This window comes from Deinococcus sp. AJ005, from assembly GCF_009017495.1.
Taxonomy (GTDB): Bacteria; Deinococcota; Deinococci; order Deinococcales; family Deinococcaceae; genus Deinococcus.
The window spans coordinates 2,704,416-2,730,000 of the sequence record NZ_CP044990.1; the positions used below are offsets into that span (position 1 = coordinate 2,704,416).

The following is a 25,585-nucleotide window of genomic DNA, read 5'->3' on the forward strand; positions in this document are numbered from 1 at the left end:
AAGGTGTTAGCGCTGGGGCAATTTCGCGGCAGTCATAGTCCGCAGGAGCTGTCCACCCGGCGGCGTGATCGCCAGATCGCAGGCGTTCATGAAGGCCAGATCGCTGAGGCTGTCGCCCAGGGCCAGGGTCAGTGTGGCGTCTGGGAAATGCTGCCCGCGCAGGTAGCGCACCGCCTCGGCCTTGCCCAGATAACGGGGCAGCACGCTGACATTGTTGGCATTGGCGATGATATGCAACCCAGCGTAAGAGCGTGATTCCAAATGGTTTTCTAGCGCCAATTGCACCCTTTCCAGGCTGCCCGCGTCGGCGTCCGGGTGCTTGAGAACAGTCATGAAGTGGGTGTCGTGGGCGGTGTGACGGCTCAGGCGGCAGCCCAGAGCCTCGGCAAGTTCGGTGACGGCATCGGTGCAGTCATTCAACGGGATTTGCAACGGTTCCAACCCCTCCAGCACCTGCCCGCGCCAGTCGGTATCCACCTCACCGTCTGGCCGCAGCACGGTCAGGCCGTGGTCCAGCACCCGCCAGGATGTGAAGGACAACGTCACACGCGCCATTGCTGCCGGATCGCGGCCCGTCACGGGGATCACGGTGATGCCACTCGCGATGAAGTGCGCCAGCAGGGCCGATTGCGCGGGCGTGCAGAACGAATGCGGCTGACCATCGCGGCCCAGGGTGGCCGGGGTTAACCCTTCCATCCCCAGCGGCAACTTGCGGAGGGTTTGAAACAGCGTGTCGTCCAGATCGGTGAAGGCGACGATCACAAGGAGTGCAGTGGGCTGAGACATACAGCTTGAGCCTTGTCGCCCAGTAGCGTCATCAGGGCCGGATCGGGCAGACAGCGCCCCTCATACGTCACCAGAATGCGGGTGTAAAGGTCCGGGTCCACGTTGTAGAGGTAATTGGGGATGCCGTCCCCCACGTTGTCACTGAAGCTAAGTTTGCGGGCCATCGCCAGCCCCTCCAGCACCGGACTGCGCGTGGTGGCCGAGAAGGCGCAGGAAAACACGTCTGGCTCAAGCCGCTGCGCCAGCGCGAAGGCTGGATACTGATATTCACCCGTTCCCAGCACCAGCACGCGGTCTGTGGATAAAAGGTTCAGTTCGGGCCAGCTCAACTCCACATCCTCTCCGTAGCGCGGCCCACTGGCGGGCAGCAACGCCGATTTATCAGCACCATTTCCAGTCACGGCAGGCAGTGCGGGCGGCTGCCAGTCGGCAGCGGGCATGAATTCATAGCTCCCGCGCGTCAGGCTCACGAAGGTCACGGGGAGGCCCAGCCTCTGCTCAATCTCGGCACGGCACGAACACCAGTCGGTCAGGCTGACCATCACCACGCGGCGCAGGTGGGGGTGCAGGCTGCGCCACTCGCGGGCCAGATTTTCCAGCGTGGTCCCGGTGGAGAGTTCGTCGTCCACCAGCACCAGTTCCGTGGCGGCGCGGGCGGCAGGGCCGGGGTCATACAGCAGATGGGCCGGGGCGTGCGAATGCGGCTCGTCAAAACGCAGCAGGATCGGGTGCCGGGTCTGGTAGCGGGTGGTGTGCTGAAAGGTGGCGGTCTGGTCTGGATGGAGTTTGCGCCACGCCCGGCATACGCCCTCTCCCAACGCGGTGGCCGTTTCCGCCAGCCCGATAAAATGGGGAGCCGTCAGAGGAGGCAGGGCCGCCGCCAACTGTGTATAACTCCGCGCCGCGACTCCTGGGGAGATTGGGATGTGCTTGCCCAGTACCCGGCTGACGAACAGGAAGCCGCGCCGGGGGTTCTGCCTCACCGCGTAATCCAGCAGCGTATCCAGCGGTGGATGTGGGTTTTCCAGCCAGAGCTTGAGGGTGCCGCTGGGCAGATTGATCGTGTGGAAGGTTGAGGCAGAGGTCAAACCGCCACCTCCTGCTCATGGATGACGCGGGCCACCTTGTCCTCCGCGACGCGCAGGCCAGTCTGGACGGGCGGAATGGCGGTGCGGTCCAGCACGCCCGTGGCGGCGTCCAGCAGCAGCAGCGGGAAATTGACGCCCGCCGCCATGCTGTAGCGCAGGCCACCGGAGGCGCGGGCGTTGATCTCCAGCATGTTGGGGGTGCGGTTGCGCCCGTCCGCGTCCGGCCCGTCCTTGGTCTGAAAGTTGAAAATGCCGCTGAGGCCGTAGCGTGCGGTGATCTGGCGGGCAGCTTCTACCAGATCGGGGCGGTCCTCAATCTGCTGACCTTCCCCGCCCTTGCGGCGCACCACGGCCCGCAGCAGTTCGCCCTGCCACGCCACGCAGTCCACGCTACGCTCAGCGCCTTCCAGCGTGTGCATCAGCAGCATGGTGGGCAATTCACCCGAGGCAAACAGTTCGCGTGCCGCCGCGTGGCTCATCTGATACAGCTCGCCGCCCAGGAACGATTTCAGGTCCGGCGTGTCCATCAGCACCCGGAAGCCGCTGGCGTAGATGCCCCGCGCGGGCTTGACGCACAGGCGCACCCCTGGCTCCCGCAACGTCGCCGCCGCGTCATCAAAACTGGCAAGGCTGTCAAAGGTGGTCCAGCGAGGAATAGGCAGAACATCGGTGTGCCAGTCACGCAAAAACTCGTCCTTGCGTTCCAAGTGACGCTGGGTGGTCTCCAAGGCGGGCGTGATCAGGGTGACGCCTGCCGCCGCGAAGCTCTCCTGCCAGCTAGCCAGCCGCTCGCGTTCCTTGCCGGGAATGACCAGATCAATGCCGTGGCGCACGCAGGCGTCCAGCAACCACGCGGCGTAGTCGTCGCCCAGCAATCCGCGCGGTTCCAGAAAGGTGTGGTCCGCCGCCGCCAGCATGCCGTGGCCGGGATCGGTGTGGCTGGCCCAGACCGCATACCGCGAACCTTTCAGAGCGTGAAGCTGGGCGGCGGTGACGCTGAAGTTTTTGGTGAACAGGACATTCATGGTGGCTCCGGGAAGTGGGGTGTGTGGGACAGAGGATCGGCAGGACTTGATGGGAATGCTTCAGAAGGGAGATGGAAAGGAGTGGGCAAGTCGGCTTTCTGGGGTAGCTCCCACGAAAACCCCTCCGTCCCCTCCGGGGGCACCTCCCCTTAAAAGGGAGGCAAGAGTTGCTGGATGGCCCAGCCAGTGGCGTATCTTGGCTCCCCTTGAGGGGAGCTGGCTGCAAAGCAGACTGGCTGGTACAGCTCCGCAGGAGAGGGGTTTGCGTGAGAGCTACGCGGAAAAACAGCCACTCACTCTCCTACCCCCCGCGCCCCACCTCCGCCGCCAGTTCCTCGGCGTGGCGCAAAGCCCCGGCTTTCAGGCGTTCGCCCTGCCCGGCCAGCAGCGCCCGCACGCGGGCCAGTTGATCGGCGTTCAGGTGGGCGCGCACGCCCTCGGCGGTGGCCTCGGCGCGGTGTCCGGTCAGACCGAAGATCAGGCCCAGCAGCACACGCTTTTGCAACTCGTCTGCCGCGCGGATGTTGCGCTCGGGATGCGTGAGCAGATGGTGCTGGTGCAGCGTGGCGGCCAGCAGGCGGTCTGCCAGCGATCCCCGGCCCGCCAGCAGCACGGAGGGCAGCACCCGCCGGGCGGCGCAGCGGTAGTCATCGGCATTTCCGCCGTGGGTGTAGGCCCAGCCGTCGGCGCGCACATCCACCAGCGTCTCGGTGTCCACGGCTTTCAGCAACCGCGCCAGCTCGGTTTCGGTCAGGTCCGTGGCGTCTACTAGGCGGGTTAAGACGTCTTCCTCTCCAGGCTTGCCGATGCGGGCCAGCAGCGCCGCACTTTCGCGCCAGTTGTCCAGATCGGCCAGTTCCTGAGACACGGGCAGGCTGGCATCCAGGTCATACAGGGTCAGGTCCTGGGTCTTCAGGTGGGTCAGCAGCAGGCGTCCGGCGTTGGTACGCTCGCCGCCCACGCCCCGGCGGTACAGGTGCAGCAGCTTGCGCCCCCGCTCCAGATGGGGGTCCAGTTCGCTGGTCTGGTCCGGGGCCGTCACAGCACCTCGCGGGGAATGGGGAAGGAGACGGGCATCAGGGGGCAGTTTAGAGCGTCTAACGCAGACATGACGCTGGAATTGGACGGCTGTCCCCGAGTCTGGTTATAATGTAACTTAACTCCCCCTTAGATGCCTCTTATCCAGCGGAGGCCAGTCGCCGTCTTCACGATCAAATGCAAGCCTTACTGTCCGCCTGGCCCAGCCTGAGTCTGTGCCTCCCAGACCGTCCCTGCGCTGTATCCATCCCGCTGGCCATCACATGCAGCAGACCAGGACATCCGCAAAAAGTACCTGTTCGCCCGTACACAAGTCGTCGGGACAGAAGCCAACTCGCCCACTCCCATCCAGAGCGTCCCGCCCCCAGGACGCCCGCTTCCTCTACCCCAGGAGATCAACATGCATTTACAGATGTCGTCCCGCCGTACTTCCGTGGTTCTGGCCCTCAGCCTGGGTCTTCTTGCTGGCGCAGCGGGCGCACAGACCACCACGAATGTCCAACTGATTCTGGACGCCTCCGGCAGTATGCTGGGCAAACTGCCCGACGGCCAGACCCGCATTGCTTCCGCCAAATCCACCCTGACCCAGTTTCTGACGGGACTGAAAGCCGATCCCAGCCTGAACGTGGGCATGCGGATTTACGGCGCAGGCCTGAAGGCGGGCGCGCAATGCGAGGATTCCGTGCTGGTCACGCCGATGAAAGGCTTTGATAAGGCCGCTCTGCAAAAGCAGGTCAACGACGCCAAGCCCAAGGGGGCCACGCCGATCGTCTATTCCTTAATGCAAGCTGCCGCCGACTTTCCCAAAGACAGCAGCCGCAAAGTCATCGTTCTGGTCACGGACGGCGAGGAATCCTGCGGAGGCAAGCTGAACGACGCGGTCGCCACCTTCAAAAAGCTGGGCATTGAGGTGGACCTCCGCATCATCGGCATTGACCTGAACGACAAGGCCCGCAAGAGTTTTGAAGGCGTGGGAACGTTTGAAAACACCCGCAGCGGCGCGGAACTCGGTGAGGCACTGGGCCGCGCCACCGCCACCGCACAGACGGGCAAATACGCCATCTCGGGACCGAAATCCGCCGGGGCAGGCAGCCAGATTGAGGTCAAGTGGACCGGGCCGAATAACCCCGGCGATTACGTCACCATCGTCAAGAAGGGTGCGCCCATCGGCAATTACAAGGATTACTTCTACACGAAGGCAGGTAATCCCGGCAAGTTGATCGTGCCGCTGGACCCCGGCGAATACGAGCTGCGGTATTCCAGCGAGAAGGCCAATCCCAACCCCACACTTGCCACGGCGCCGATTACGCTGACGCCGCCGACTTACGGCCTGTCGGCCCCAAAATCTGCTGGAGCGGGCAGCCAGATTGAAGTCAAGTGGACCGGGCCGAACAACCCCGGTGATTACGTGACGGTGGTAGAAAAGGGTGCGCCTGTCGGCAAATACACCACTTACTTTTACACGAAGGCAGGCAGTCCCGGCAAACTGATCGTGCCGCTGGCTGCGGGCGAATACGAGCTGCGGTATTCCAGTGAGAAGGCCAATCCCAATCCCACCCTCGCCAGCATTCCCCTTACCCTGATTGCGCCCAAATACGGCCTGAGCGCCCCCGCCAGCGCTAAACCGGGCAGCAGCATTCAGGTGAAATGGACGGGGCCAAACAATCCCGGAGATTACGTGACGGTTGTCGCGAAGGGTGCGCCCGTCGGCGAGTACAAGGATTATTTCTACACCAGAAACGGCAACCCCGGCACCCTCAAGATGCCCACACAGCCCGGCAGCTACGAGATTCGTTACTCCAGCGAGAAGGCCAGCCCCAATCCCACGTTGAGCAGCGTGGCCATAGAGGTTCGCTGAGGTGAAGCGCCTCCTGACGCTGCTGCTGTGCGCCGCGCTGGGGCACGCCGCCGCAGACCGTGCCGATCCAGAGTTCGTCGGTTTCTCGCCGGACGGGCGCTACGCGGCCCTGGCCCAGTCGGGTGCCCAGGAGGGCAGCGGCAGCGTTTACACCGAACTGTGGGTGGTGGACAGCGCTAAAAATTCCCTGCTGGAAAGGTTTTACAGCCAGAGTGACGAAAATCCCAGCGCGGGGCAGGGGAACGTCATCAACCGGCAGGTCTTCAACAAGGCCGCGCCTGCCCTCAAACGCCTGGGCATCAGCGACACGCGGCCTGGCACGGTGGTCTGGAAGCGCACGCCGCAGGACCTGCGCGCCAGACCCAGCAGCCCGGACGTCTTTCCCGCATCGGTGCCGGGCCGCCCGAACATGCCCGCCGCACAGACCTACCCGGTGGAATTTGGCGGCAAGCTGTGGCTGTTCCGGCTGGCACAGCTTCCTTTCGGTCCCAGCAAGGAATGTCCACCCAGCGGCAAATCTCCCGGCTTCTCACGCGGGCTGATGCTCTCGGTCACGTCCAGCCCGAAGCCCGGCACCGAGGTCACCACCACCTTGCAGGAAGACAGCCGCGTGCCTGCCAGTCGCCGCTGCACCTTCCACTACGAACTGGCAGAAGTACGCGTGCAGGGCGACTTTATGGCCCTGACGGTGGCGGTCTACAGCACCTCGGGTTTTGAAGCCAACACGGACATCCGCTACATGCTGGTCACGGCGCGCAGGCCAGACAGGTAAGCCCCTAGACTGACCCATGCTCAAAATTGGTTCCATCGTCTGGGGCGTGCGCGATCTGGCGCGGGCCATCGCCTTCTGGACGGCAGCGCTGGATTACCTGCCGCGTGAGGAACCGGACGAGGACTGGGTGGTCCTGATTCCGCGTGCAGGTTCAGGCGTGCAACTGGCCCTCAAACTCGTTACGTCCGAAAGCGCCCGGCGACACCATCTGGATCTGTACGCCCAGGATCAGGGGGCGGAGGTGGCGCGGCTGCTGGCGCTGGGCGCGGTACGCGTGGACTGGCGGTACGGGCCGGAGGCAGATTACGTGGTGCTGGCCGATCCCGATGGCAACCGCTTTTGCGTGATTCAGAAAAGTATGGACTGGTTCCAACGCTGAGGGACGCTACAGAAGGCCCGCCACGCCCGCGCTAGCCTGCACGTCTATGGGCAAGAAAGACCGCAATACTCCGCGCATGGCCTTCGCATCGCTGCGCGATATGCCCGGCACCCGCGTCATGTTCTGGGTGGTGGACGAGTGCCCGTACTGCAATGAGCGCCACCTGCACATCGCCGGAAACCTGCGGATGGCCGATCCCGGCGAATCGCTGGGCGAGTACCCGGCCCCCTGCGATCCTGCGCGGATGTACGAACTGGCCCTGACTCCCCGCCCAAAGCGCAAGCAGGGCAAGGAAGCCCGCCGCAAGGCCCGCCGCGACGGCAAGGACGAGGTACTGGACGACGACAAGTGGTAGCGACAGGCTAACGCGGACTACCCGCCAATTCGCTTCCAGTACAGCCGCGTTCCCGTTAGCCCCCCGTGCGGTTTGAGGGCGTAGTCGGGCAACTCTCCGGCAAAGGTGTAGCCCAGACTCTCGTACAATCCTGCCGCCCCCTCGTCGGAGGCGGTGTCCAGGACCAGCATGGTGCGCCCGTTTTTCACGGCCAGCGCCTCGGCTTCACGCAGCAGGGCGGAAGCCACGCCCTGACCGCGCCACCGGGGACGGGTCATCATCTTGGCGATCTCGGCGCGGTGCGGCTGGTTGGGCGGGGTGTTCAGAATCAGGGTGACGGTGCCGATGAGCTGTGGGCCGTTCCAGCCGCCCAGAATAATCCGTTCGCCGCGCGAAACAGCAGCCAGCGCGCCGTCCCAGAACGTTGTAGCAGCCTCCGGCGTCAGCGGGTGCATAAAGCCCACCGAGCCACCCCCAGCCACCGTTTCCACCAGCATGGCGGTCAGTTGCGTGCAGGTGTCGGGCGCGGCATTCAGGGGTTTGATCTCCAGCTCAAGTTTCACTGCCGGGCCAGTGCGACGGGGCGGAAGACCGGGGCAATGCGTTTCATCTGCCTGCCATAGTGGCGTTTCCCAGCGTGGATGTGAAGGCCAGTCTCAGTTCGCACGCTTTTCCTCATCGCGCACCATTTCTGCGGCGCTTGTGGCCTAGCATGAGGGTGTGAAAGGACTACGGCTAATTCTCTCTGCCCTAGTGGGGTTCGCCGCGGCGCTGGTGGCCTACAGCGCCGTCTTCGTGCGCGGCGACATGTCCGGGGTCATGGGCTACCTGCGGGCCAGGGGCGCGCTCCGCAGGTTGACCGAGGGCGGCGCAGATGCTGGGGCGGTAGCAGCAGCCCACGACGCGCTGAGGACCCTGGGCGCTCAGGTGGGCGATCCGGTGCTGGCCGCCCGGCTGATCCCACTGGCACTGCTGGTGGGGCTGGCCGTGGGTTACGCGGTGTGGCGCGTCTTCGGGCGCAAGCAGACGCAGGAGGGCCGCCCCGACGTGCAGGAGCGGATGGTCTACCGTCTGGCGTGGCGCAAGGGCGGCGTGTTCACCCTGAACGATCTGGCCGAGAGCAGCCCGCTGGACGAGGCGCAGGCCCGTGCCGTGACCGCCCGCATGCTGGAAGTGGGCCGCCTGACCCGCGACGGCGAGGCGTTCTCAGTGCGCTCTGGTACAACACAGTCGGGAAGCCGCGCATGACTTTCAATGCTGATCAGTTGGCCACCCTGCTGGACGAGGCCAACCATGCCCCCTGGGAAAGCGTGCGTGCCGCTCTGGCCACCATTGACGGGCAGCCACACCCGCGCGTGGGCTGGCTGACCAGCCATCTGACCGCCACCAAGCGCGATTACTGGACCCAGATCGCCGCCGCCACGAACACCCCCGCCCCCGACGACGCGGCAGGATTGACCCGCCTGATGGCCTGGGAGGTGGACGCCGCCCGCGCGCTGAATGCCGGGGCGCTCCAGACCCGGCTGACGCACAGCAACGAGAGCATGACCGTCTCGGAAGTGCTGCGCCTGAATGCCCGCCACACCGTCTGGCACGCCGGGCAGATTGCCGCGCTGGCAAATCCCACCCGACTGGCCTAGCTGCCGCCCTTGCCCGGAGCCTCCCCATGCCTGAAGAACGCCCCTTTCTGACCGAGGCCAGTCCGCAGGGCGAACACGCCGCCGCCGCCGCGCCGCCCGCCCTGTTTGATCTGGCGGTCAACCGGGCCTGGGCGGCGCTACGGGGATTCCCGTCCAGCGACCTAGCGTCGGCGCAGGCATCTACTTTTCTGGGAGGCTGGCACGCCCGCACCCGCTTTGCCCGCCGCGTGCCGCTGGACGCAGTCAAGGCGGCGGTTCAGCAGCATCCGGGCGGCAGCGAATACCACTGGGCCGGGGGGCCAGATGGAGGGTGGAGGGCAGGGAAAGCGCCGTTTCCATAGCTTCCGGCTCTCAGAGCGTCCAGCACACGAGAACAGCCCACCCCCTATCTGCGGGAGTGGGCTGTTGAAACTTTGTGAGGCGCTTACAGCACCAGGGCGATAGGTTTTTCCAGCGACTCGGCCACGCGGGTCAGGAACTGGGCGGCCTGACGGGGGTTCACGTCGCCATTCAGGCTCAGGGCGGCGCGGCCATCCTGCACGCGGCCCAGGCTGAGGGTCAGGGTATGCGGGAAGTGCAGATCGTCCACGCCCAGCGTTCCGGCGTCGGTGACCAGCAGATCGGGGGCACTGGTCTGGCCGCTATGCAGGGCGGTCATGGCGTCGCGCAGCGCACCCCCCCTGATGGGCTGGTCCTGACCGTCTGCGCCTTGTAGGGCCACATGCCCCAGGTCCAGTCCCAGGATGTCGGCGTGGCGCTGCGCGGCGCGGGCCACCAGGAAGGCCAATGAGACGTCCTTGCCCAGGGCGTCGGAGAGTTGGGCGCGCAGATCGTCTGCTGCCGCCACACTGGCGTCGCGGCGCAGATAGGTGCCAAACCACACGGCGCTGGCGGGCATGTCCGTGCTGGCACTGGCGGCCGCGGGCTGGATTTCTGGCTGAGCGGCGGGTTGCTGAACTTCCGTCTCGGCAACAGGCTGAGGTGCAGTTTCCTGCGCTGCCATGACTTCGGGGGCCGCGTCGTATTCGGGGGCCACATAGTCTTCGAGTTCCGGGGCTTCCATTTCCAGGGCTTCCATCTCGGGGGCCTGAACTTCTGCTGGAATCTGAATCTCTTCTGGAACCTGGATTTCGGGAGCATCCACCTCGGCGGCATAGACCTCCGTGGTGCTGGTTTCCTCGACCTGGGGTTCGGCGGCGGCCACTTCAGCCACTGGCATCTGAACAGCCGGGGTCTCCACATCGAATTCCGGCGCGCTCAGCTCGGCGGCGTACCCACTGGCGGCCTCGCTGACGGATACAGGCTGCATGGGCTGAACTTCGGGCGTCGGCGTGGGCGCAGGAACGGACGCGGCGGGCGCGGCCTCGGCCCCCTTATCCTTGCGGTACAGGCGCGAGAGCAGGCCACTCAGGCCCCCGCCCGCTGCCGCCACATCGGTGTGGCTGACACCGGGCGCGCTGGCGGCTGGCACCTGCACGGCGGGCATCTGCACTTCGGGAAGATGAACTTCGTGGGCGGGCACCGGCTCGGGGGCGCTCAGGCTGGGGAAGGCGAGTTCGGGCGCTTCCTGAATGTACGGAGGCTGCTGGGCCGGGGTCTGCGCCGGGGCGAAGGACCAGTCGGTGGCGATGGGCTGCGGTTCGGCGGCCAGTGGGGCGTCCAGATCGGCCATATCGTCGTCCAGCTCGAAATCCATATTGTCGTGGGTGGCGCTGGCCACAGCGTTGAAAGCAGGGACCTCCGGCGCGCGGGACTGCGTGACGAACTCGGCAATGTCGCTGTCGATCCCGGCCTGACTGAGCATGTCGGCGCTGAACATCCCGGCAGGGAGCTGCTCGTCGCCGGTCCAGCCCTCGGGCATTTCATCGACCGGGGTGGACGGCGGTTCTTCCTCGCCGCTCATGATGCGTGACAGATAGTTCAGGATGTCCTGCTCGATAACCGTACCGCCCGAGCCGGACCCCCTCAACTGCTGCCATTCGATGCCGTTCGCTTCTGCCAGAATCTTGGCGAGCGGAGCAATTTGTTCCATTCCCATCCCCCTTTGCTCGCCCACATCCAGCTTCATGGGCGTCCGTGCGGCACGCCCGCCCCGTTCCCATCCAGGGGGAACAGCAGGCCGGGCGCGGGCAAGGTCATGAACGCAGAGTGCCCCGAACGGTCTGACAGCGTTCTTTCACGGTAAAAGCGTTGATATATACAACTCCACTCTGATAGGAGCCACTCCCTGTCCCGATCCCCGGAAAATACCGTCTGATACATGCTTTAAGGCCTTCCAGCGAACAACAGGGGCAAGGCCGGAGAGGGTGCTAGGCTACGGCCCATGTCGCCTTCCCCTTCCCAGTCGTGGGCCATACGGGCCAGTGCGGAGCTGCCCCAGGCGCGGCCATGTTGATCCTTGAAGAGATGCAGGCGCGCGGCCACGAGAGCCTGACCATCCTCCAGCACGCCCCCAGCGGCTTGCGGGCGGCGCTGGCGGTGCATTCCACGGTGCTGGGACCCGCCATCGCGGGCGTGAGACTGCGCGAGCAGGATGAGGAACTGGCGGTGCGCGGTGCGCTGGCCCTGTCTGAGAGCCTGACGTTAAAAGCGGCGCTGGCCGGCCTGAACTACGGCGGTGGGGCCTGCGTCCTGATGATGCCCGAGACCGGGGTGGACGACCCCCACGCCCGCGAGGCGCTGTTCCGGGCGCTGGGCCGTCAGGTCAGGCCGCTGCAAACGCGCGCCGTACTGACCGAGGACATCGGGGTTACGCCCGCCGATATCGCCTTCGTGGCGCAGGAAACCCCGGCCACGCTGGGCATGAACACCGATACCAGCGCGATCACTGGCTACGGCGTCTACCGGGGCATGAAGGCCGCCGCCCGCTTCGCACTGGGCGCGGAGAGCATGCGCGGCGTGCGGGTGGTGATCATGGGCGTCGGCGCGGTGGGCCGCTCGCTGGCCGCCCACCTGCACCGTGAGGGTGCAAAGCTGACGGTTGCCGATGACCGCCCCGAACGCGCCCAGGCGTTGGCCGACAGTCTCAGCGGCGTGGACGTGGTGAGCTGTGGCAGCGCCCTGGACGTGCCTGGTGACATTCTCGCGCCCTGCGGCTTCGGTCACAGCATCCACAGCGCCGACGTGCCCCGCCTCCAGTGCCGTCTGATCGCCGGGGGCGAACACCACCCGCTGACCCGCCGGGGTGAGGAAGCCGTCAAGGAGGCCGGAATCGTGTACATGCCCGACTTCGCCATCAACTCGGCAGGACTGATCGCCGCCGCCACCGGGGCCGACATGAATGCGGCAGCCGAACAGGTCTACCAGATCGTGACCCGCATTACCCATGTGGCCGAGCAGTACAGCAAACCCCCCAGCGTCGTCGCCCGCCGCATGGCCGAACGCCGCATCGAACTGATCGGCAGTCTGGGGCGCGCGTGATACTTACAGTGTTGAACATCGGCCACCCTGGAGAAACGCCATGACTTCCCCCTTCGTGATTGGCGTGGCGGGCGGCTCGGGCAGCGGCAAGACCACTGTGACGCGCCGGGTGATGGAAACGGTGGGCGCTCAGGGCGTGGCGGTGCTGGCCCAGGACAACTATTACCGCAGCCAGGACGAGATTCCCTTCGAGACGCGCCTGACCACCAATTACGATCATCCGGCGGCGTTCGATTGGGCGCTGCTGCGCGAGCATGTAGATGCCCTGCTGGCAGGCGTGCCCATCGACATGCCCGAGTACGACTTCACGCAGCACACCCGCTCGGCCAGAACGACGACGGTTCTGCCCGGCAGCGTGGTGGTGCTGGAGGGCTTTTTTGCGCTATATGACGAGGAACTGCGAAAGCGCATGCACCTCAAAGTCTTCGTGGACGCCGACGCCGACGTGCGCTTTATCCGGCGGCTGCTTCGCGACACGGGCGAACGCGGGCGCACCCCCGAAAGCGTGATCTCGCAATATCTGGAATTCGTGCGCCCCATGCACCTGAGTTTCGTGGAACCCACCAAACGCTACGCCGACGTGATCATTCCCCATGGCGGCATGAACGAACCCGCGCTGGACATGCTGGCCGCGAGGATTCGCACGACGATCTGAAGCAGGGCTGAGACTTGGCAGCCAATATTGGGATTCAATGAGCAGTGAGCTGGATGGCCAAAAGACAACCCCTCAGTCAACTTCGCTGGCAGATGCCTTCAAGAGAGGGAGTCAAGGAGCGCAGAAGTCCGTTCTGCACAGCAATTTCCTTACCTCCCTACTCAGGGGAGGTGCCCCGAAAGGGCGGACTCGCAGAGCTGCGAAGCAGAGGGGTTAAGCGAGCAGGGCCACCTCAGAACCCGATTCCGCATTGCCGTTCTCAGCGCAAAACCGGCTGCACCTGAGCCTCTATACTCTCCTCCCCATGCGGCACGGGCGGCGGCGTCACCGGCAAGCCCGCCTCCTCTCCGGCCCAGGCCATGAACGCGTTCAGGCCGCGCCGGAACAGGATCGGACGCTTTTCCTGCTTGCCCAGCTTGCGGACCTTGCCGTTCGGCCCCGGCTGGGGCGCAGGCAGCTCTGGCACCAGCGCCCAGTTGACGTTCATGGGCTGGAAGTTCTTGGGGTTGGCGCTGGCGAGGTAGCGGACTAAACCGCCCAGCATGGACTCGGCGGGCGGCGTGAGCGGCGTCAGGCCCTGCGCCAGCCGCGCCGCATTCGTTCCGGCCAGCCAGCCCGTCGCGGCACTTTCCAGATAGCCCTCGGTTCCGGCCAGCACGCCCGCCACGAACTTCTGCGGATCGGCACGCAGTTGCAGGGTGGAGTCCAGCACCTGTGGCGCGTTCAGGTAGGTGTTGCGGTGCATCACGCCGTAGCGGACGATCTCTGCATCGTTCAAACCGGGGATCAGTTGCACCACCGCCTTCTGATCGCCCCACTTCAGGCCCGTTTGAAAGCCCACCAGGGACCACAAACGGCCCTCACGGTCTTCCTGACGGAGCTGAGCCACGGCGTAGGGCCAGCGCCCGGTGCGCGGATCGTCCAGACCTTTGGGGGACATGGGGCCAAAGCGGGGGGTATCCACGCCCCGGCGCGCGATTTCCTCGATGGGCATGCAGCCCTCGAAGAATTCCAGCTTTTCCCAGTCGTGCGGGGTATGGGCGCGGGCCTGTTCCAGTGCGCCAAAAAAGGCCAGATACTCGTCCTTGGTAAACGGGCAGTTGATGTAATCGGCGCTCTGGTCATAGCGCCCGGCCCGCCAGCACACGTCCATATCGATGCTGGAAAAGTCGATTACCGGGGCGGCAGCGTCGTAAAAGCTGAGGCGTTCGCTGCCCGTCAGCCGTGCCACGTCGGCGGCCAGGGCGTCGCTGGTCAGGGGGCCGGAGGCGATCACGGCAATACCCTCCGGCACGGCCTCCACCTCGCCTTCAACGACTTCGATCAGCGGGTGTTCGCGCACCGCTTTGGTCACCCGCGCGCTGAATTCGTCGCGTTCCACAGCTAGGGCATTTCCGGCGGGCAGTTTGGAGGCGTCCGCCGCCGTCACGATGCCGCCGCCCACGCTGCGGAGTTCGGCCTGCAACAGCCCCTTGCTCTGGCGCTCGCCCTCGCCGCCCAGAGAGTTGCTGCACACCAGTTCGGCAAAGCCGCCCGAACGGTGCGCGGGGGTCATCTTGACGGGGCGCATCTCGTGCAGTCGCACGCGAACGCCCTGGCTGGCAGCGGCCAGCGCGGCCTCGGACCCGGCCAGGCCCGCGCCGATCACGGTGATGGAAGAAGGAGTGGTCATGTCGGGCAGTTTAGGGGAGGTGGGATGGGAAACGCAGTGCGCGGGAGGGGATTTCCGGGACTCGCCTCACCGTTCTGGCGTACCGCCCACTTCCTTTTTGATGCGCGAGAGCCACTCGTACAGCACCGTTTGCAGGGCATACAGTCGGTCCGAGGGTAGCGGCAGCGTGGAATCGAAGCGCGTCTCAGTTGCAGGGACGCTGATGACGTTCACGCCCTGCAAGGCGAAAATGCCTGCCGCGCGGCGCGAGTGGCTGGGGCTGGTCACCAGAAGAATCTGCTTCCAGCCCCGCGCCGCCGCCAGATCACGCACGCGGGCCGCCTCGTCGGTGGTGGTGGTGACGTTGCTCAGGTTCACGACTTGCGGGCCATTTTGCGGATACAGCCCCCGGATGATCTCGCGCTCGATCACACTCATCTTGGGACAGGTGGCCGAGAACACGTCGGACTGCTCGGAGACGGTCACGACGGGCGCGTATCCGGCCCGCCACAGCTTCAGGCCCGCCATCAAGCGGCTCAGGCTGGGAGATTCCAGCACCCGCGTGCCGCACTGCACGCCGCCGCCCAGCACCACGATGGCGTCGGCCTTCTGCGGCGGCTGAGAAAGCGTCAACGCGTTCAGCGGGCCGCGCAGCACAGGCGTCAGCAGGCACAGCGCGAGCAGCAGCGCCAGCGTTCCAGCGCCGACATACAGAACCCGGCGGCTGGGGGTGAAGGCTCCGGCCACTCCGCCAGCCAGGATAAGCAGCAGCAAAAGCACTTCGGGGGCACGGACCTGTCCCAGAAAGGCGGCTAGAACGCCCAGAGCTGCGCCGATGGTCGCGCCGCCCAGCACGCCGGGCCACATGGCGCGGAAGGCGAGCCGGGAGCGGGCCGGGAGGAGCCGGGTCAATGTTCGTCACGCTGGGGCCGGACCGAGGGTTCCAGCGCGGCGGGCAGAAATGCCTCCAGCCCCTTCGCGCCGTCGATGTGCACTTGCAGGTGCGGAAAGGGCAGACTCATGCCGCCTGCCTGCAAGGCTTCCTTGGCCGCTTCCCTGATCTGCATGGAAATCACCGGATAGGAGGCGATATTGGCCTCGCTGACCCAGAAACGCATGATCACGTCCACGCTCGACGCGCTCAGCTCCCTGACCAGCAGCAGCGGGGCGGGTTCCTTCTCAGTCCTGGGATGCGCGGTCATGACGTCCAGCAGGATGCGGCGCACGTCCTCCACCCGCTCCTTGTACTCCACGCCGATCAGCACGTTCAGGCGCAGCGGGCCGCCCGCCGTCAGGTTGACCACCACGGCCCCGGCCACGTCCTTGTTGGGGATAGACACGAATTCGTTGTCGCGGGTGCGGATGCGGGTGGTCCGCAGGGTCAGGCCGCTGACCTGTCCTTCCTGGTCCTTCACGCGAATCCAGTCGCCGATGCGAAAGGGCCGGTCCAGCAACAGGGTCACGCCGCTGATCAGGTTGGCCAGGATGTCCTGCGCGGCAAACCCCACCGCCAGCCCCAGCACACCCAGCCCGCCCAGGATGGGCAGCAGGTTCACGTTGAACTGCTCGAACACCAGATAGATGCCGCTCATGGCCCAGACCACCCGCACCACGTTTTTCATCAGCAGTTCCAGGCTGCCGTCCAGGCCCCAGCGCAGGGTCTGGCGATGCAACAGGTGTTCCAGCAGGTTCCAGCCCACGTACAGCAGCAGCAGGAGCGCGTAAACCCGGAAGATGGCCGGGCCGTACCTCGCCAGCGGTGGAAACAGAGCCGTAACTGAGATCAGCACCAGCATCAGCAGGGTCAGGCGCAGCACCACGCGCAGGATGCGGTGCGTGACGGACCGGGCGTCAGGCGGCACGACCCGCTTGACCGCACCGTGCAGCACGCGCGAGATGATCCAGAAGACCAACGAATAGAGTGCCACCAGCGCCAGTGCCAGCAGCAGCGTCGGGCCGTACTGTGCAGCGGCCCGCGCCGTGTCGGTCCAGGCCCGGTCCACGATGCCCGAGATGGTATCGACCCCCAGCAGGCGAGAGGTGTCGACTTGGTTTGCCATTGCCCGCAGTCTACGGCGCAGGTCATTCGCCCACAGAGGCCGTTCCTATACTGACCCGCATGTCCCGTTCAACCGCCCACAGAGAAACTGGCCGCCGACTGGCCCTGCCCGCCGTGCTGCTGATGCTGGCCCTGGGACTGGCGGCGCTCTTGCTGCTGCCCCGCCTCAACCAGAGCAGCGGCCCCGCCGAGGGCAGCACCGAGGTCCGCTTCGTGCGCGAGATGATCCAGCATCACGCGCAGGCCGTGGACCTGTCCACCCGTATTCGCGAGAACGGCAGCGATCCCGCCGTCCGCACGCTGGCGCTGGACATCATTCTGTCTCAGCAGGAGCAGATCGGGCAGATGCACGGCTGGCTGACCCTGTGGAACCGTCCGTGGGGCGGCGCGGGCATGACCGCCGAACATGCCCTGAGCATGGGCATGGCGACGCCGCAGCAGGTCAAAAGTCTGGACACCCTACCCCCCGCGCAGGCCGAGGTCACCTTCCTGCAACTGATGACCCGACACCACCAGGGCGCATTGATGATGGCCGAACCTGCTCTGGGCGCGGGCGTTCGCCCAGAGGTGCAGGCGCTGGCCCGCCAGATCGAGGCCAGCCAGAGCGCAGAGATCAGGAGCATGACCGAGATGCTTAAGGAGCGGGGGGCCGAGCCGTTGCCTGCACCGGGGATGGATATGAATCACGAGCATTGATTGGCGAGGGTAATTGACTAATCACAGAGCGAGAGGTTTGGACATTATTGTTCAGAAGAGTTTATAATTTTCGCTGCTTCTACTTCAGCCTTAGCCATGACAGTCGACACCTGTTCTTTCCGAAATATATTTAAGGTTTCTGATTCGTCAAATAAGGTGCCGTTGAATTCTCCTCCAAGATGAAAATTAATAACGGCACGTACCGCCAAGACTGTCATTCGAGCTGTCGTGTTGGCAACATACACTGCTTGCAATATTTCTGGCTTTTCCTGATAAACTTGTGGGCCAACTACTAAAACTCCATTCTCAATAAAACCTCCAGTTGTTTTATTGATCACAGGATTGCCATGTTTTGCATCGCAAAGTAGGCCGTAACTAGAGTAATCCGCTTCGGCCTGCTCTTTTGATTCTTCTTCGGTCATACCCATGGATTTCCAACCTTCAATCATACGCTGCTTTATCAGCCGATTCTGCCGGTTCCACACCTTTTCCCTTGGTCCGACATGCCTGTCCCAGATCTCAGCCTTAGATTCATCGTTGCCTATAAAGAGAAGCTCATAAGTAATTTCGATCATGTTGGCAGCAAGAGACATGGCCTGTGCCGGATAGCCGTGACCTAAAAGCATGCGAATTGCCTGCGCCTCCTGCTTCAGACGAAGCACAGTCATCAAGGCCACGTTCTGAGCTTTCGACGTTTTTGTTTTAATTAAAACGTCAACGACGTTTCCCAGAAGATTATTAGTTGCAACTGGCAACTCTTCAAATAGACCCTTTGATAGATCAACTAGTGCGGCGTTTGCTCGATTATGTATGTCAAGCAGACTATAACGCGGTGACTGCATAGGCTGTTCCATATCGCAGCTTAACCTGTCAATATCCGATAATTTCGTCACCACTAATCCAGAAGCCTATCCGCACAACTCACGCCTCTACGCCTTCCTCTTCATCCTCATTCTCAAGGGGGGCGAACAGGCGGTCCAGATCGTGTGATGTGAGCTGCGTGGCCTCGCTGAGGCCGCCGTCCAGAATCCCGCGCGCCAGACTGGCCTTGCGGGCCTGGAGTTCCAGAATGCGCTCCTCCACGCTGCCCGCTGCGATCAGCTTGTACACGAACACCGGCTTGTCCTGCCCGATGCGGTAGGCGCGGTCCGTGGCCTGATCCTCGGCGGCGGGATTCCACCACGGATCGTAATGGATCACGGTGTCGGCAGCCGTCAGGTTCAGGCCCACTCCCCCGGCCTTCAGCGTGATCAGGAACACATGCGTGTCGCCGCGTTGGAAGGCGTCGATCTGCTTCTGGCGGTCCTGGGTCTGCCCGGTGATCATCGAGTACGGAATGCCCTGTTCCTTGACCCACGTTTCCAAGTGGCCCAGCAGCGTGGCAAAGCCGCTGAAGATCAGCACGCGGCGGCCCTCCTCGATCATCTGTGGCAGATTGCCCTGGAGCCAGTCGAATTTGGCGTTGCCCTGCACCTTCTTGGCCGCCTCCAGCTTGACCAGACGCGGATCGGTGACCGCCTGACGCAGCTTCAACAGGGCGTCAAGGATCGCAATGGTGCTGCGGGCCAGCCCACGCGCCTGCAATTCCTCGCGCACGCGGCTTTCCATCGTCACCCGCACGGTTTCGTAGAGGTCACGCTGATCGCCATCCAGGGTCACGCGCACCGGGATCTCGGTCTTGGGCGGCAGTTCGCGGGCCACGTCACGTTTCTCGCGGCGCAGGATGAAGGGACGCACGCGGGCCGCTAGCGCGGCGCGACGGCCCGCGTCCCCACGTTTCTCGATGGGCGTGCGGTACAGCTCACGGAAGGTCTTCTCATTGTGCAGCAGGCCCGGTGACAAAAAGTTGAACTGGGACCACAGTTCGCCCAGATGGTTTTCAAGGGGCGTCCCCGTCAGGCACAATCGGTGCCGCGCGTCCACGCTGCCCGCTGCCTTGGCCGCCGCCGTCTTGTTGTTCTTGATGTTCTGCGCCTCGTCCAGAATCAGCATGTGGTACTGGTACTTGCGCAGCTCGTCCAGATCGCGCGGCAGCAGCGGATAGGTGCTGAGGATCAGGTCATGGTCTCCGATCTCGCCAAACAGATCGCGGCGGTCCTTGCCGTGCAGGGTCAACACTTTCAGATCGGGCGCAAATTTCGCGGCCTCAGCCTGCCAGTTGCCGATTACCGAAGTGGGCGCGATCACCAGACTGGGGCGGTCTGCGCGGCCCGCATCCTTCTCGATCAGGAGGTGAGCCAAAGTTTGGACCGTTTTGCCTAAACCCATATCGTCCGCCAGAATGCCGCCCAGCTCGTACTCGCGCAGGAATTGCAGCCATGCCAGACCCTGCAATTGATACGGGCGCAACTCGGCGTTCAGGCCAGCGGGAGGTTCCACGGGCTGAATGCCGCCGAAGTCGCGCAGCTTGCGCCCCAGTTCCAGCAGGCGCTCCGCGCCCACCCAGCGGGCCTTCAGCGCCCCTTCCAGCTCGGCCAGACGGGCGGCGTCCAGCAGCGGCAGGCGCAGCGGCCCGGCGGGCAGATCACGCAGGTTCAACTCCACCAGCACGCCCAGAATGGCGCGGATGCGTCCGGCGGGCAAGGCCACGCGGCGGCCATCGCCCAGCGCGGCGAACAGCGTTTCGTCGTCGTCCAGCGCGGCCAGCGCTTCCGGCGAGAACAATTCGGGCTGGCGGGCAATCAGATCGGCCAGCACTGGGATCAGACTGACGCGCTCGCCGTCCACCACGATCCCCAGATCGAGGGTGAACCAACCACCGAAGCTGTCGTCGGCCTCGCCGTACCAGTCGCTGATCTCGGCGAAGTTGAGAGGAAAATCGGGGTGGACGTGGATGGTAAAGCCCCGCTCCTCCAGGTCCGCGCGCCCGCCGCGCATGAAATCCATCCAGGATTCCTCGTCGCCCAGGGTCAGCAGGTCCTGAAGTTCGGGACCGAAGGTGTACTCGTCGAAAGCCTCAGCCACCGTGTCAAAGCCCGCCCGGTCCAGCGCGCGTTCGGCCTCCCGCTCCAGCTCCCGGTCACGTGGAATACGGGTCAGCACGCCGTCACGGTAGACAGTGGGATTGGGCGTCTCGGACAGGCTGCCCGGCGAATCCGGGACCAGCAGGCCGCCGTAAGCGTGCCTCAGCTCGGCCACCGCCAGGGTCTGTTCCTCCTCACGCATCATCCAGCGGTCCGGGACGTACACGGTGCCCACGCGGCCCATCAGGTGCAGTTGCGGCGTGTAGGGCAGGGTTTCCTCTCTGACCTTGACGGTCTGCGGAATCGGCAGGCCCAGGCCGGAGGCGGTGATGGCGTGGGCCAGCGCCGTGGCCTGCGCGGGTTGCAGCGTGGGGCCGGACAGGAAACGGGCCGCCTGTTCGGGCGGCGCGTCTGCAACCACGCGTGACAGCAGGCCAGCAGAGGGCTGCACGGCCCAGGGCTTGGGCGTGGGCAGCAGCACCGCGTCCGGCACCTGCGCGATCTCCAGCGACGGCGACTGCGCCCCCCGCCCGTCGGAGGTCCAGGCCAGCGTCCCCCCCAGGTCCGGGCCGCGCGCCAGCCGCATTTCGGGGCGGTCCCAGCACAGCCGTCCGCTGTCCAGCAGCGATTCGATCAGCAGGTCCCCCGCCGGGTGGCCGCCCAGGGCGTGCAGTTCCTCGGCGTAGCGGCCCGCCTGACGGGTGGAGTCGGTGGCCAGGTCCAGCAGGCGCAGCAGATCGGCGTCGCGGCGCACGAAGGCCGGGGCGGTGGACAGGCTGCGCGGCACCGGATACGTCTCGGCAGCGCGCAGATCGGGAACCTCGCCGCGCACTGGCAACCGCACCACGCGCAGAGCCACCCGCCGCGTGGGCGACGTGCCGTTGGAGGGCGGCAGCAGGCGCAGCACGTAGCGCAGCTCGAACTGCCTCCCACGCGACGCCGTGCGGCCCGAAGTGCCGAAGCCCGCCAGCCACTGCTGGGTGCGGGCGTCCAGCGCTTCCTCGGCCTGCATTTTCTGGGTGCCGGCGCTGGCCGGAGCCTGGGGACGCGGGCCGTCCGGCGGATCGGTGGACAGGACCAACGCGGCCACATGGCGGCAACGGTAGCGCCCACAGGTACACGAAGACGCGCGCAATTGCGGGTCCGGCGGTGGCAGCAACTCCACCGACGCCTCGTAGTCCACCCCGGCCTCGGTCACGGTGCCCTGCGCCCGCCACCCCACCTCGGTCCAGTCGCGCCGCACGTTGTGGACCGCTTCCTGCCGCAGCGCCAGCCCCTGCGCCGCCGTATCCAGCCCAAAGCCCGGCGGCAGGCGGCTGAGCTTCATCCCCGCACCTGACCCAACACCATCGGCCACAGCAGGGCTGGCCAGAGGACCCCAAGATTCACCGCAAACAAAAACACGCCCCCGAGTCTAGCGCATGTCGCAAAACGGCGCAGTGACAGATGGAAAGGCGTGAAGCAAACGGTTCTTGCCCGATCATGCGGAAGGCTCCAGCCTCCGCCAACTCACGGCACCAATGGGACCGCGGGGTTTGACACCCCGGGCCAGGGACCAGTCTCTCCCTCGCGCTCAGCCCTGCACCCTGGCTTCCCAGCGTTGCTGGCGGATCTGACGGACTTCGGCGGTCAGCAAGATGATGGTATTCAGGACATAGATTCCGGCCAGCGCGGCGATCAGGCCCGTTTGCAGGCCGGTCTGCACGCTGCCGGGAGCCAGCAGAGGAAGATCCGGGAACGTCACCAGACCCAGGCGGGGGGCCAACGCTGCGAGGACCGCCGCCCAGGCGAGCAGTAACATGCCGCCCCAGGGACTGTTCATCAGGCCGGTACCGGGCAGCACCACGGTCAGGGCCCGGACCAGCAGCGGGCGGGCCTGAGCAGAGGTCTGGGCCGCGCGGGGCAGCAGCAGCGAGAGCAGCAACAGCGCACCCAGGAGTGCCGTACCCAGCAGCGCCCAGCCCAGGCGCAGGCTTCGGCCCGGCGCAGCACTCAGCACCTGGGCCGGGTCCAGCAGCGACCCCCGCAGGGTCACGCTCAGGTCTCCGGTCACGGCGCGGGTCAGGCTGCGCTGGTCCGGGTAGCACAGCCGGGGCTGGCCAGGGCGATAGGTTCGCTGGAAGCTGGCATCGGGGCTGCCAGGATTCAGGCCCAGATTAAAGGCGGCGGCCCCCAGGTCCGGGCGGGCCGACAGCGCGGCGCGGTACTGCTCGCGGGCCTGGGCCTCGTCGCCGCGCGCCTGTGAGATCACGCCCAGGTTGTTCAGGGCGCAGGCATCGGGCAGGGCCGCCGTGTAGGTCTGACGGGCCGCCGAATCGTCGCCGTCCAGTTGCGAGGCCAGACCGATCAGCAGGGCGCTGTCCGGGCCGGGGCGCAGGTTCAGGTCCCCGAGGCCAGCGTTGCCCCAGCCGCCGCCGTAGGTTCCGGTGGTCAGCACCGGACTGCGCAGCGCCGCGCCCGCTTGATTGGCCCACTGCCAGCCGCCCAGTGAGGCCAGCAATCCGGCCAGCAGCAGGGTCAGCAAAAAGCGCTCGCTCAGGGACGCGTAGGCCACCGAGACGAAACGCGCGCGGGCCAGCGGACGGCGCAGCCAAGACACGAAGCGTCCCCCCAGGGGCCGGGTGGCCTGACCCTGCGCCCGCCACGCCCGGACCAGCAGCACCAGCGCCGCCGCCAGCAGACTCAGCGCCAGCGCCAGCGTGGACAGCCGCGCGGCGTCACGCACGCTGCCCAGCCCATTCGGCCCCAGGTTGTACAGCGTCCCGGCCCGCAGTGAGCGCGAGAACTGCCGCCACTCCTCGGCCTCGCCCGCGCGGCCCTGGGTTTCCAGAATGCCCGCGTAGCGCGCGTACAGCGCCGGGCCGCCCTCAAAACGCGGGTGCAGTTCGCGCAGGTAGGCCATCCATGATTCGGCGCGGGCCAGCCGGTTCTGCGTCAGCAGAGTGCCCAGGTAGGCGCTGGGATTGCCGTAAGCCCCCAGAGCCGCCCGGCTGACTGGGATGTCGGGGTCCAGGCCGCGTCCGGCGGCGTCGCGACGCGCACGGTCCAGCGCCAGATCGGCGGCTGCCGGATAGCCCGCCGTGTCCAGCCGCGCGGCCAGTTGCACCCACGCCGGAAACGACAGCGCGGTGCCCAGCGCCCGCCGCACAGTGCTGAGGGCCGCATAACTGTCGCCTGCCACCCGGCGCTGTTCGGCCAGCCGCAGCAGCAGGAAGGGATTGGTGGGATCATCGTTCGCCGCCGCCTGCACACCCGCCTCTGGGATGGCCTGGGCGGCGCGCAGCAGCCAGCCCGTCACAGCGGGGTCCGGCGGAAAGACCACCCGCTCCTGCACGCTGGGGCCAGAGGGTCCGGCGGCCAGCGTAAAGCGCTCGGCGTACCCGTTCCCCCCGGTGGTCACGCGGACCACACCCCCGGAGGCGTCCAGCGAACTGACCGGCCCCGGCAGATCGGCGCGGCCCAGCACCCGGCCCCGCGCCGTGTAGGCGTAGACCTCCGGCCCCACGCCCAGGTAGGTCACGCCGCCCACCTCCAGCGGACCGCTCAGCTCGCCCAGAGCTGCCGGAAAACTGCGCTGCCAGACCAGCTTCGGCCCGTCCTCGTAGCGCAGGGTGCGGCCTTCCAGCACCGGAGCGGCCCCCGCCGGGACAGCCCACGCCAGCCCCAGCAGCAGGGCGAGGACGGGCCGAAGGACTGCTTTTACGCGCCGCCCCTGCCTCACGTATGGTCTCCGCCTCACGCCCGGTCCCCCGGCCCCACCGGAAAGGCCAGCAAATGTACGGCCCGCAGCGCCATCGCCACGCCCCCGGCCAGCAGATCGGGCAGACCCCCGTACCGCAGGCTGAGCAGCAGGCCCACCGGCACGGCCACGGCAGTGGCGAAGGGCACGGCGTTCAGCTTCAGGCGGCTTTGCAGCGTGGCCCGGTACAGCGGAATCAGGACCAGTCCGGTGCCCAGCGTGCCCAGCAACGTCAGCGGGGCAGCCACCAGCAGCGCCCCCAGAAACGGCGCGATCCCGGCCCCGCCCTGAAAACGGAAGAACACCGGGTAGCAGTGGCCCAGCACCACCGCCAGGGTGGCCAGCCAGGTCAGCTCCGGCGTCAGCGCGCGGGCCACGGCCACAGCCAACACGCCTTTCATGATGTCCCCGGCGGTCACCAGAATGGCGGCGTTGCGTCCGAACTGCCGGTAGGTGCCGCTGCCCCCCGGCAGATCGCGCCCACTGATGTCCGCTCCGCGCACCCGCGAATACAACACGCCCGTGACCAGCGATCCCAGCAGGTAGGAAATGAGAGCAACCAGCAGGGGCAACATACGCGCCGCATTGTAGGGCAGGGCCGGGGCGGGAGCGCAGCCCGGAAGAGGTATACAGGGAACAGGCAGCAGAGCGTCTGCTCAGTGCTGGACATACACCAGGGCAGGCCGGGACTGGAATCCAACCACGTTGACCCGCACTGGCCAGAGTGCAATCTGAACTGTGGCCCGATCAGTTCCCCTGCCCCGGACTCCTTTACACTCAGGGCGATGACCACAGGTGAAACCGGCTTGCAGGCGCAGGAGACCGCTGAAGTCCTCTCCCGCGAGGAACTGCGGCGCTACTCGCGGCAACTGCTGGTGCCCGAATGGCTGGAGGCCGGGGCACAGGAACGGCTGCGGCGCGCAAGCGTGCTGGTGGTGGGCGCGGGCGGGCTGGGTGGCCCGGTGATCACGCTGCTGGCGGGGGCCGGTGTTGGACGGCTGGTGATCGCGGACGGCGATACGGTGGGCGTCAGCAATCTGCACCGCCAGACGCAGTTCATAGCCGCCGACGTGGGCCGTCCCAAGGCAGAGGTGGCAGCGGCACGGGCACAGGCGATCAATCCGTTCGTGCAGATCAGCACTGCTCCCAGACTGGACCCCGAAGATATGCAGCGCGCCACAGATGATGTCACCCTCGTGATAGACGCCACCGACAACTTCGAGACCCGCTATGCCATCGCCGATGCCTGCGCGCAAAGCGGGCGCGAATGGGTCTGGGGCGCAGCCAGCGGCAGCAGCGGCATGGTCAGCGTGTTCGGGCCACAGTTTGGCCTGCGCGATCTGTTCCCCACCCCTGGCGACGCCCCCTCCTGCGATGAAACCGGCGTGCTGGGTCCAGTCCCCCAGGTGGTGGGCAGCCTGATGGCCCAGGAGGCCCTCAAGGTTCTGGGAGGCGTGGGGGAACCCCTGAGGGGCCGATTGT

24 protein-coding genes (1 of these 24 running past the window's edge) are annotated in these 25,585 nt (G+C 65.9%); 11 read left to right on the forward strand and 13 right to left on the reverse strand.

The window, feature by feature from the left end; all coding sequences use genetic code 11:
- Positions 1-6: 6 nt before the first annotated feature.
- From DAAJ005_RS15020 to DAAJ005_RS15035, 4 genes are all read right to left on the reverse strand, one after another.
- Positions 7-786 carry an HAD family hydrolase gene (locus DAAJ005_RS15020; RefSeq protein ID WP_151847814.1) on the reverse strand — a complete coding sequence of 260 codons (780 nt, stop codon included), beginning with the start codon at positions 784-786 and terminating at the stop codon, positions 7-9.
- The gene (locus tag DAAJ005_RS15025; protein ID WP_151847815.1) at positions 759-1,874 is read right to left on the reverse strand and encodes a phosphoribosyltransferase domain-containing protein; all 1,116 of its coding nucleotides are present in this window, start codon (positions 1,872-1,874) and stop codon (positions 759-761) included. The genes DAAJ005_RS15020 and DAAJ005_RS15025 overlap by 28 nt, the downstream gene beginning before the upstream one ends.
- Complete coding sequence (locus tag DAAJ005_RS15030) at positions 1,871-2,899, reverse strand: ATP-grasp domain-containing protein (protein WP_151847816.1); 1,029 nt, start codon at positions 2,897-2,899, stop codon at positions 1,871-1,873. The genes DAAJ005_RS15025 and DAAJ005_RS15030 overlap by 4 nt, the downstream gene beginning before the upstream one ends.
- Before the next feature lie 301 nt (positions 2,900-3,200).
- Positions 3,201-3,941: a hypothetical protein gene (locus DAAJ005_RS15035; protein WP_226342459.1), complete on the reverse strand. Its 741-nt coding sequence runs from the start codon at positions 3,939-3,941 to the stop codon at positions 3,201-3,203.
- Between the two features lie 396 nt (positions 3,942-4,337).
- Between DAAJ005_RS15035 and DAAJ005_RS15040 the strand changes: the two genes are divergently transcribed.
- The 4 genes from DAAJ005_RS15040 to DAAJ005_RS15055 are packed head-to-tail and all read left to right on the forward strand — an operon-like array spanning position 4,338 to position 7,301.
- Positions 4,338-5,795: a VWA domain-containing protein gene (locus DAAJ005_RS15040; RefSeq protein ID WP_151847817.1), complete on the forward strand. Its 1,458-nt coding sequence runs from the start codon at positions 4,338-4,340 to the stop codon at positions 5,793-5,795.
- A gap of 1 nt (position 5,796) precedes the next feature.
- On the forward strand, positions 5,797-6,567 hold the full coding sequence (locus DAAJ005_RS15045; RefSeq protein ID WP_151847818.1) for a DUF2259 domain-containing protein: 771 nt from the start codon (positions 5,797-5,799) through the stop codon (positions 6,565-6,567).
- Positions 6,568-6,583: 16 nt separating this feature from the next.
- Complete coding sequence (locus DAAJ005_RS15050; RefSeq protein ID WP_151847819.1) at positions 6,584-6,946, forward strand: VOC family protein; 363 nt, start codon at positions 6,584-6,586, stop codon at positions 6,944-6,946.
- A 46-nt stretch (positions 6,947-6,992) separates the two neighbouring features.
- Positions 6,993-7,301, forward strand: a complete 309-nt coding sequence (locus tag DAAJ005_RS15055) for a hypothetical protein (protein WP_151847820.1) — start codon at positions 6,993-6,995, stop codon at positions 7,299-7,301.
- A 17-nt stretch (positions 7,302-7,318) separates the two neighbouring features.
- Here DAAJ005_RS15055 and DAAJ005_RS15060 read toward each other — a convergent pair whose 3' ends face one another.
- Entirely contained in the window at positions 7,319-7,843 is a 525-nt protein-coding gene (locus DAAJ005_RS15060) for a GNAT family N-acetyltransferase (protein WP_226342460.1), read from the reverse strand.
- A 190-nt stretch (positions 7,844-8,033) separates the two neighbouring features.
- On the opposite strand from DAAJ005_RS15060, the gene DAAJ005_RS15065 reads away from it, so the two are divergent.
- From DAAJ005_RS15065 to DAAJ005_RS15075, 3 genes are read left to right on the forward strand one after another with little or no spacing between them, the layout of a single operon-like run.
- Positions 8,034-8,528 (forward strand): hypothetical protein, encoded by a 495-nt coding sequence (locus DAAJ005_RS15065; RefSeq protein ID WP_226342461.1) that lies wholly within the window; start codon positions 8,034-8,036, stop codon positions 8,526-8,528.
- A complete protein-coding gene (locus tag DAAJ005_RS15070) occupies positions 8,525-8,920 on the forward strand; it encodes a DinB family protein (RefSeq protein WP_151847822.1) in 396 nt (131 codons plus the stop codon). Before DAAJ005_RS15065 ends, DAAJ005_RS15070 begins: the two co-directional genes overlap by 4 nt.
- Positions 8,921-8,946: 26 nt before the next feature.
- Entirely contained in the window at positions 8,947-9,261 is a 315-nt protein-coding gene (locus DAAJ005_RS15075; RefSeq protein ID WP_151847823.1) for a hypothetical protein, read from the forward strand.
- Positions 9,262-9,344: 83 nt separating this feature from the next.
- Here the strand turns inward: DAAJ005_RS15075 and DAAJ005_RS15080 are convergent, their stop codons facing one another.
- Positions 9,345-10,952 (reverse strand): E3 binding domain-containing protein, encoded by a 1,608-nt coding sequence (locus DAAJ005_RS15080; protein WP_151847824.1) that lies wholly within the window; start codon positions 10,950-10,952, stop codon positions 9,345-9,347.
- Positions 10,953-11,308: 356 nt separating this feature from the next.
- On the opposite strand from DAAJ005_RS15080, the gene DAAJ005_RS15085 reads away from it, so the two are divergent.
- The gene (locus tag DAAJ005_RS15085; protein ID WP_151847825.1) at positions 11,309-12,340 is read left to right on the forward strand and encodes a Glu/Leu/Phe/Val dehydrogenase dimerization domain-containing protein; all 1,032 of its coding nucleotides are present in this window, start codon (positions 11,309-11,311) and stop codon (positions 12,338-12,340) included.
- 40 nt (positions 12,341-12,380) lie between these two features.
- Positions 12,381-12,995: a uridine kinase gene (gene udk, locus DAAJ005_RS15090; RefSeq protein WP_151847826.1), complete on the forward strand. Its 615-nt coding sequence runs from the start codon at positions 12,381-12,383 to the stop codon at positions 12,993-12,995.
- Between the two features lie 259 nt (positions 12,996-13,254).
- On the opposite strand, the gene trmFO is transcribed toward udk, so the two are convergent.
- The 3 genes from trmFO to DAAJ005_RS15105 form a co-directional block, all read right to left on the reverse strand.
- A complete protein-coding gene (gene trmFO / locus DAAJ005_RS15095) occupies positions 13,255-14,667 on the reverse strand; it encodes a methylenetetrahydrofolate--tRNA-(uracil(54)-C(5))-methyltransferase (FADH(2)-oxidizing) TrmFO (protein WP_151847827.1) in 1,413 nt (470 codons plus the stop codon).
- A 66-nt stretch (positions 14,668-14,733) separates the two neighbouring features.
- Positions 14,734-15,558, reverse strand: coding sequence for a YdcF family protein (locus DAAJ005_RS15100; protein ID WP_370519728.1), 825 nt, complete (start codon positions 15,556-15,558; stop codon positions 14,734-14,736).
- Positions 15,555-16,706, reverse strand: coding sequence for a mechanosensitive ion channel family protein (locus DAAJ005_RS15105; protein WP_151847828.1), 1,152 nt, complete (start codon positions 16,704-16,706; stop codon positions 15,555-15,557). The genes DAAJ005_RS15100 and DAAJ005_RS15105 overlap by 4 nt, the downstream gene beginning before the upstream one ends.
- Before the next feature lie 59 nt (positions 16,707-16,765).
- On the opposite strand from DAAJ005_RS15105, the gene DAAJ005_RS15110 reads away from it, so the two are divergent.
- Positions 16,766-17,401: a DUF305 domain-containing protein gene (locus tag DAAJ005_RS15110; protein ID WP_192930791.1), complete on the forward strand. Its 636-nt coding sequence runs from the start codon at positions 16,766-16,768 to the stop codon at positions 17,399-17,401.
- Between the two features lie 44 nt (positions 17,402-17,445).
- On the opposite strand, the gene DAAJ005_RS15115 is transcribed toward DAAJ005_RS15110, so the two are convergent.
- The 4 genes from DAAJ005_RS15115 to DAAJ005_RS15130 form a co-directional block, all read right to left on the reverse strand.
- A complete protein-coding gene (locus DAAJ005_RS15115; protein WP_151847829.1) occupies positions 17,446-18,255 on the reverse strand; it encodes a hypothetical protein in 810 nt (269 codons plus the stop codon).
- Between the two features lie 67 nt (positions 18,256-18,322).
- Positions 18,323-21,691, reverse strand: coding sequence for a DEAD/DEAH box helicase (locus DAAJ005_RS15120; RefSeq protein ID WP_151847830.1), 3,369 nt, complete (start codon positions 21,689-21,691; stop codon positions 18,323-18,325).
- 246 nt (positions 21,692-21,937) lie between these two features.
- Complete coding sequence (locus DAAJ005_RS15125) at positions 21,938-24,103, reverse strand: hypothetical protein (RefSeq protein ID WP_226342462.1); 2,166 nt, start codon at positions 24,101-24,103, stop codon at positions 21,938-21,940.
- Entirely contained in the window at positions 24,100-24,678 is a 579-nt protein-coding gene (locus DAAJ005_RS15130; protein ID WP_151847831.1) for a glycerol-3-phosphate acyltransferase, read from the reverse strand. The genes DAAJ005_RS15125 and DAAJ005_RS15130 overlap by 4 nt, the downstream gene beginning before the upstream one ends.
- Positions 24,679-24,888: 210 nt before the next feature.
- Here DAAJ005_RS15130 and DAAJ005_RS15135 point away from each other — a divergent pair, with 210 nt between their 5' ends.
- Positions 24,889-25,585: the 5' portion of a HesA/MoeB/ThiF family protein gene (locus DAAJ005_RS15135; protein ID WP_151847832.1), read on the forward strand. 71 nt of this gene lie beyond the right edge of the window; the window shows 697 of its 768 coding nt (coding positions 1-697); the start codon lies at positions 24,889-24,891; the stop codon falls past the right edge of the window.

What these genes read in the sequence shown, in the direction of transcription:
- DAAJ005_RS15105 (WP_151847828.1), bottom strand. Translation starts at nt 16,706, where the DNA reads ATGGCAAACCAAGTCGACACCTCTCGCCTGCTGGGGGTCGATACCATC.
- DAAJ005_RS15115 (WP_151847829.1), bottom strand. Translation starts at nt 18,255, where the DNA reads ATGGAACAGCCTATGCAGTCACCGCGTTATAGTCTGCTTGACATACAT.
- DAAJ005_RS15130 (WP_151847831.1), bottom strand. Translation starts at nt 24,678, where the DNA reads ATGTTGCCCCTGCTGGTTGCTCTCATTTCCTACCTGCTGGGATCGCTG.
- DAAJ005_RS15120 (WP_151847830.1), bottom strand. Translation starts at nt 21,691, where the DNA reads ATGAAGCTCAGCCGCCTGCCGCCGGGCTTTGGGCTGGATACGGCGGCG.
- udk (WP_151847826.1), top strand. Translation starts at nt 12,381, where the DNA reads ATGACTTCCCCCTTCGTGATTGGCGTGGCGGGCGGCTCGGGCAGCGGC.
- DAAJ005_RS15030 (WP_151847816.1), bottom strand. Translation starts at nt 2,899, where the DNA reads ATGAATGTCCTGTTCACCAAAAACTTCAGCGTCACCGCCGCCCAGCTT.
- DAAJ005_RS15040 (WP_151847817.1), top strand. Translation starts at nt 4,338, where the DNA reads ATGCATTTACAGATGTCGTCCCGCCGTACTTCCGTGGTTCTGGCCCTC.
- trmFO (WP_151847827.1), bottom strand. Translation starts at nt 14,667, where the DNA reads ATGACCACTCCTTCTTCCATCACCGTGATCGGCGCGGGCCTGGCCGGG.
- DAAJ005_RS15080 (WP_151847824.1), bottom strand. Translation starts at nt 10,952, where the DNA reads ATGGAACAAATTGCTCCGCTCGCCAAGATTCTGGCAGAAGCGAACGGC.
- DAAJ005_RS15075 (WP_151847823.1), top strand. Translation starts at nt 8,947, where the DNA reads ATGCCTGAAGAACGCCCCTTTCTGACCGAGGCCAGTCCGCAGGGCGAA.
- DAAJ005_RS15070 (WP_151847822.1), top strand. Translation starts at nt 8,525, where the DNA reads ATGACTTTCAATGCTGATCAGTTGGCCACCCTGCTGGACGAGGCCAAC.
- DAAJ005_RS15110 (WP_192930791.1), top strand. Translation starts at nt 16,766, where the DNA reads ATGTCCCGTTCAACCGCCCACAGAGAAACTGGCCGCCGACTGGCCCTG.
- DAAJ005_RS15055 (WP_151847820.1), top strand. Translation starts at nt 6,993, where the DNA reads ATGGGCAAGAAAGACCGCAATACTCCGCGCATGGCCTTCGCATCGCTG.
- DAAJ005_RS15020 (WP_151847814.1), bottom strand. Translation starts at nt 786, where the DNA reads ATGTCTCAGCCCACTGCACTCCTTGTGATCGTCGCCTTCACCGATCTG.
- DAAJ005_RS15050 (WP_151847819.1), top strand. Translation starts at nt 6,584, where the DNA reads ATGCTCAAAATTGGTTCCATCGTCTGGGGCGTGCGCGATCTGGCGCGG.
- DAAJ005_RS15085 (WP_151847825.1), top strand. Translation starts at nt 11,309, where the DNA reads ATGTTGATCCTTGAAGAGATGCAGGCGCGCGGCCACGAGAGCCTGACC.